5 protein-coding genes are annotated in these 5,890 nt (G+C 71.7%); 1 reads left to right on the top strand and 4 read right to left on the bottom strand.

All coding sequences use genetic code 11. The annotated features are described in order from the left end of the window. Positions 1–622, bottom strand: a 622-nt coding sequence (locus tag GT045_RS23465; protein WP_237538813.1) for a DUF6350 family protein, incomplete at its 3' end; no start/stop codon positions are given. 110 nt (positions 623–732) lie between these two features. On the opposite strand from GT045_RS23465, the gene GT045_RS23460 reads away from it, so the two are divergent. Continuing rightward, on the top strand, positions 733–1,710 hold the full coding sequence (locus GT045_RS23460; protein WP_161288796.1) for a sigma factor-like helix-turn-helix DNA-binding protein: 978 nt from the start codon (positions 733–735) through the stop codon (positions 1,708–1,710). A gap of 216 nt (positions 1,711–1,926) precedes the next feature. On the opposite strand, the gene sucD is transcribed toward GT045_RS23460, so the two are convergent. The 3 genes from sucD to GT045_RS23440 form a co-directional block, all read right to left on the bottom strand. After that, positions 1,927–2,811, bottom strand: a complete 885-nt coding sequence (sucD, locus tag GT045_RS23455; protein ID WP_161288794.1) for a succinate--CoA ligase subunit alpha — start codon at positions 2,809–2,811, stop codon at positions 1,927–1,929. A gap of 28 nt (positions 2,812–2,839) precedes the next feature. Continuing rightward, positions 2,840–4,018: an ADP-forming succinate--CoA ligase subunit beta gene (gene sucC, locus GT045_RS23450; protein ID WP_161288792.1), complete on the bottom strand. Its 1,179-nt coding sequence runs from the start codon at positions 4,016–4,018 to the stop codon at positions 2,840–2,842. A gap of 518 nt (positions 4,019–4,536) precedes the next feature. Next, positions 4,537–5,724 (bottom strand): VWA domain-containing protein, encoded by a 1,188-nt coding sequence (locus GT045_RS23440; protein ID WP_161335340.1) that lies wholly within the window; start codon positions 5,722–5,724, stop codon positions 4,537–4,539. Between the last annotated feature and the right edge of the window lie 166 nt (positions 5,725–5,890).

Genomic DNA, 5,890 nt, shown 5'->3' with positions numbered 1-5,890 from the left:
CGTCGGCGCCGAACACCAGGCGCCGCACCGGGTCGGGCAGCGCCGCCAGCACGTCCAGCACCGGCTCGCGCGGGCAGCCGTGGGCCGACCACACCCCGGCGCCGGCCGCGGCCGCCGCGACCACGGGCAGACACACCGTCACCCAGATCCAGTCCGGCCGCAGTTCACCGCCGGCGCAGTACAGCACCGCGGCGGTGCCGACACCCAGATAGCCGAGGACCACACCCGTCCACGCGGTACGCGGCGCCACCGGCGGCGGCCCGTCCGGCTCGGCGGACGCGTCGGTGGCGTCGCGTGCCGCCCGGTACACCAGCCAGACCGGCAGGGCGAGCAGGAGCAACGGGGCGACGCCGACGGGCATCGGCGCACCGGAGAGCGTGTCGGTGCGGATCAGTTCCACCCCGTGCGCCAGCAGCCACAGGGCGGCTGCGACGTGCAGCGCCCCGCCCGGTCCGCTGTCCGGGTACGGCGAGCTGACCCACAGCACCATGACGAGCACGGCGAGGGAGCCGAGGCCCAGTCCGGCCGCGACGGCGCCGCCCAGCATGCTCGCGGCGAGGCCGGGCGAGCGGTCGCGGAGCCGGGAGCGCAGGGGCGACAACGACGAGCGGCGGGCGGTCATCTGGATCACCTCGCCATGCTCCCAACGACACGCGCTTTCCCGGCGTAACAGGCGAACCTCCGTAGTGTCGCTCAATATATGTTTATGTTCTTTTTCGCACGAAAGGGCGCATGGTGACGACGAAGCAGCCTTCCGCCGGCCCGCCGCCACCGCCGGGCAAACGCCGACGCCCGGGCCGGACAGGCCCGCTGACGTCGGCTCAGAAAACGCCCGGCCGGGCCGGATCGGCCACCGCAACGGGTGAACCGGACCAACAGGCCGCCGCGCCCGCCGCGGCCGGCCGTACCGAACCCCTGACCCCCGCTCAGGCTTTCGACGCGCTCTACGCGTTCTGCGCCCCCGCCCTCGTACGCCAGACCTATCTGCTGACCGGGCGCCGGGAGCTGGCCCGCGAAGCCGTGGAGCGGGCCTTCCAGCTGGCCTGGCAGCGCTGGCCGGAGGTGGCCCGGGACCGGGACCCGGCCGGCTGGGTGCGGGCGGTGGCGTACGACTGCGCGCTCTCCCCCTGGCACCGCTTCCGCCCTCGGTACCGGTCGCCGGAGCCCCCGCCCACCGACCCCGCCGACCGGGAACTGCTGCACGTCCTGCTCACGCTGCCGCCGTCGTACCGGCGCACGCTCGTGCTGTACGACGGGGTGGGCCTGGACCTGCCGGAGACGGCGGCGGAGACGGAGGCGAGCACCCCGGCCGCGGCGAACCGGCTGACCCAGGCGCGAGCGGTGGTGGCGGCGCGGGTGCCGGAGCTGGCCGATCCCGCCGAGCTGCACCGCCGGCTGCTCGAACTGGCCTCGGCCGAGCGGCTGAGCGCCGCCCGACCACCGGCCGTACGGACCGGCTGTGAGCGCCGGAACGTCTTCTGGACCCGGGCGGCCATCGCCTTCACGGTGACGATCATCGGCGCGACGACGCTCACGCTGAGGACGGCACCGACGCGGTACGAGGCACCGGTGGCACCGGCCCAGGCGGTGCAGGGCGTGCCGCCGCCCGCCGGGCTGGGCCCGCTGTCGCGGGCCGACCAGGCGCTGCGGGTGAAGCTGCGGGACGCGGAGGTCAGCGGCCCGGAACGGCTGGCGCCGGAACCCGAGTGAGCGGTGCGGTGCGCCGTGGCCGGTCGCGCGGTTCCCCGCACACCGACCGCAGTGCGCCGTCACCGGTCGTACGGTTCCCCGCACACCGGCCGCGGTACCCCGTGGCCGGTCGTACGGTTCCCCGCGCCACCGCGTCCCCGCGGGCGCGCACCCGGCCCGCATGCCGGTAGGCCCGCTCCCACGCGGGGAACGGGCCTACCTGTCCGGAGCCGGGGCTCAGGCGCTCAGGATCTCCCGGGCGAGCTTGGCCGTCTCGGTCGGGGTCTTGCCGACCTTGACGCCCGCGGCCTCCAGGGCCTCCTTCTTGGCCTGTGCGGTGCCGGAGGAGCCGGAGACGATGGCGCCGGCGTGGCCCATGGTCTTGCCCTCGGGCGCGGTGAAGCCCGCGACGTAGCCGACGACCGGCTTCGTCACGTTCTCCTTGATGAAGGCCGCGGCCCGCTCCTCGGCGTCGCCGCCGATCTCGCCGATCATCACGATCAGGTCGGTGTCGGGGTCGTCCTGGAAGGCGGCCAGCGCGTCGATGTGCGTGGTGCCGATGATCGGGTCACCACCGATGCCGACGGCGGTGGAGAAGCCGATGTCCCGCAGCTCGTACATCATCTGGTACGTCAGCGTGCCGGACTTCGACACCAGGCCGATACGGCCCGGCTTGGTGATGTCGCCCGGGATGATGCCGACGTTCGACTGGCCCGGGGTGATGATGCCGGGGCAGTTCGGACCGATGATGCGGGTCTTGTTGCCCTTCTTGCCGGCGTACGCCCAGAAGGACGCCGAGTCGTGCACGGCGATGCCCTCGGTGATGACGACGGCCAGCGGGATCTCGGCGTCGATGGCCTCGACGACCGCGTCCTTGGTGAACTTCTCCGGCACGAAGATGACGGAGACGTTGGCGCCGGTCTTCTCGATGGCCTCCTTGACGGTCCCGAAGACGGGTACCTCGGTGCCGTCGAAGTCCACGGTCTGACCCGCCTTGCGCGGGTTCACGCCGCCCACGACGCTGGTGCCGTCACCGAGCATGAGCTTGGTGTGCTTCATGCCGGTGGCACCGGTCATGCCCTGGACGATGACCTTGCTGTCCTTGTTGAGCCAGATAGCCATGGTGTGTTGGTGTCCTCGTCCTGAGTGCTTACTTGGCGGCGTGGGCCAGCTCGGCGGCCTTGTCGGCCGCGCCGTCCATGGTGTCGACGCGCTGCACCAGCGGGTGGTTGGCGTCCGTGAGGATCTTCCGGCCGAGCTCGGCGTTGTTGCCGTCGAGACGGACGACGAGCGGCTTCTCGACCTTCTCGCCCCGGTCCTCCAGCAGCTTCAGGGCCTGCACGATGCCGTTGGCGACCTCGTCGCAGGCCGTGATGCCACCGAAGACGTTCACGAAGACGGACTTGACGTCCGGGTCGCCCAGGATGATCTCCAGGCCGTTCGCCATGACCTGGGCGGAGGCGCCACCGCCGATGTCCAGGAAGTTGGCGGGCTTGACGTTGCCGTGCTTCTCACCGGCGTACGCGACGACGTCCAGGGTGCTCATGACGAGACCCGCGCCGTTGCCGATGATGCCGACCTCACCGTCGAGCTTGACGTAGTTGAGGTTCTTCTCCTTGGCGGCGGCCTCGAGCGGGTTGGCCGCGGCCTTGTCGTGGAGCTCGTCCCAGTCGTGGCGGAACTCGGCGTTGTCGTCGAGCGACACCTTGCCGTCCAGGGCGAGGACCTCGCCGGAGGCGACCTTCGCGAGCGGGTTGACCTCGACGAGGAGGGCGTCCGACTTGATGAAGGTGTCCCACAGCTTGACGAGGACGTTGACGACCTTGTCCGCGACCTCGGCCGGGAACTTGGCGGCCTCGACGATCTCGCGGGCCTTGGCCTCGTCCACACCGTCGATCGCGTCGATCGGCGTCTTGGCGACGGCCTCCGGACGGGTGGCCGCCACCTCCTCGATCTCCATGCCGCCCTCGACGGAGGCGATGGAGAGGAAGGTGCGGTTGGCACGGTCGAGGAGGAAGGAGACGTAGTACTCCTCGACGATCTCCGGGGCGGTCTCGGCGATCATCACCTTGTGGACCGTGTGGCCCTTGATGTCCATGCCGAGGATGTCCGTCGCCCGGGCGACGGCCTCGTCCGCGGAGGCGGCCAGCTTGACGCCACCGGCCTTGCCGCGACCACCGACCTTCACCTGCGCCTTGACGACGGACTTGCCGCCCAGCCGCTCGGTGATCTCGCGCGCCGCCTCAGGCGTGTCGATGACTTCACCGGCCAGCACCGGTACATCGTGCTTGGCGAAGAGGTCCCTCGCCTGGTACTCGAACAGGTCCACGCGCTTCCGTCCCTATCAGTGATCTCGCGGTTCGTTGGATGCGTGGGCGTGCCGCGAAGGGCAACGTGACGTCCGCTGTCACTAGGGAAGCGCACACGGTGTCCGAGCGCGCGGCATGTCCGTCTCGCAGGTTATCTCTGCTTCCGGGAGCCCTCTAAATCGCGGGTCACACCTGAGCGGTGATACCTGTCACATGATGCCGTTTTTCCTGGCACAGCGTGCCTTCCTGTGGGTGCCGTCGCGCGCTCACGGCCGCTCGGCACCTGCTCACGGACGCTTCCCGAGGCCTCACCGGGCTGGGGTGGACCCGGTGAGACCCCCCGACGGCTCCGGGTGGGCCCCGGAGCCGGGGCGCTTGATCCCCACCCCGATGGGGACCACCCGCCCTGTCCGCGAGGCTCCGCCCGGACGGACCGACGGCGTTCGGTCATCCGGGTGCGCCACCCCGCGGAGCTGTCCGCGCCGCTCGCTCGCGAGACCGGGTGCCCCCGCCGCCCCGCCGTCACGCCCGCCCGGCGTCACACCGTCTCCGGTACCGGCAGCGGCCGCTTCTCCAGCGCGGCGGCCATCACCTCGGGGAACAGGTCCGGCGTACAGGCGAAGGCCGGTGCGCCGAGCGCGGCGAGCGCCGCCGCGTGCTCCCGGTCGTAGGCGGGCGCCCCCTCGTCCGACAGCGCGAGCAGGGCCACGAACTGCACCCCGGACGCCTTCATCGCCGCGACCCGCTTGAGCATCTCCTCGCGGATGCCTCCCTCGTAGAGGTCGCTGACGAGTACGACGACGGTCTCGGCCGGCCGCGTGATCTGTTCCTGACAGTAGGCGAGCGCCCTGTTGATGTCCGTGCCGCCCCCCAGCTGGGTACCGAAGAGCACGTCGACGGGGTCGGCCAGCTGGTCGGTGAGGTCGACGACCGCCGTGTCGAAGACGACCAGCCGGGTGCGGATCGACCGCATGGAGGCGAGGACGGCCCCGAACACCGACGCGTAGACCACGGACGCCGCCATCGACCCCGACTGGTCGATGCAGAGCACGACCTCTTTGCGCAGCGACTGCGCGGCCCGCCCGTGGCCGACGAGCCGCTGCGGCACGACCGTGCGGTACTCGGGCAGGTAGTGCCTGAGGTTGGCCGCGATGGTGCGGTTCCAGTCGATGTCGTGGTGGCGGGGGTGCCGGACCCGCGCGCTGCGGTCCAGGGCGCCGGTGAGGGTGGCCCGGGTGCGGGTGGCGAGCCGCCGCTCCAGGTCCTCGACCACCTTGCGGACGACCGAGCGCGCCGTCTCCCTCGTCGTCTCCGGCATCGCCTTGTGCAGTGAGAGCAGTGTGCCGACCAGGTGCACGTCGGCCTCCACGGCTTCCAGCATCTCCGGCTCCAGCAGCAGGGAGGCGAGCCCCATCCGGTCGATGGCGTCGCGCTGCATGACCTGGACCACGGAGGACGGGAAGTAGCCGCGGATGTCCCCGAGCCAGCGGGCGACGGACGGCGCCGAGGCACCGAGTCCCGCCGACCGGTCCCGGCCCGGCTGCGTCTTGTCGCTCCTGCCGTAGAGCGCGGCGAGCGCGGCGTCCATGCCCGCGTCCCGGCCGGTCAGCGTGCAGCCGGTGCCGTCGGCGGACCCACCGCCGAGCACCATCCGCCACCGCCGCAGACGCTCACGCGCGGGATCGGACTCCTGTGCCGGTACCGGCTCGTCCGACGAGTCCGTCATGTGCCCACCTCCATGAGGCTGCCGCCGTCCGCACCGCTGCCGTGCAGAGCGATGCCGAGAAGTTCACTGCTGTGGAGTGCGCTGCCGTGAAGCGCGCTGTCGCGGAGTGCGCTGTCGCGGAGTGCGGTGCCGTGGAGTGCGCTGTCGCGGAGTGCGGTGCCGTGGA

Origin of the sequence: Streptomyces sp. SID486 (assembly GCF_009865385.1) — a bacterium.
Classification (GTDB): domain Bacteria; phylum Actinomycetota; class Actinomycetes; order Streptomycetales; family Streptomycetaceae; genus Streptomyces.
Note: the sequence above shows the minus strand (reverse complement) of the source record. Positions and strands in the feature narration are given on the sequence as shown.

What these genes read in the sequence shown, in the direction of transcription:
- GT045_RS23440 (WP_161335340.1), bottom strand. Translation starts at nt 5,724, where the DNA reads ATGACGGACTCGTCGGACGAGCCGGTACCGGCACAGGAGTCCGATCCC.
- sucD (WP_161288794.1), bottom strand. Translation starts at nt 2,811, where the DNA reads ATGGCTATCTGGCTCAACAAGGACAGCAAGGTCATCGTCCAGGGCATG.
- GT045_RS23460 (WP_161288796.1), top strand. Translation starts at nt 733, where the DNA reads ATGGTGACGACGAAGCAGCCTTCCGCCGGCCCGCCGCCACCGCCGGGC.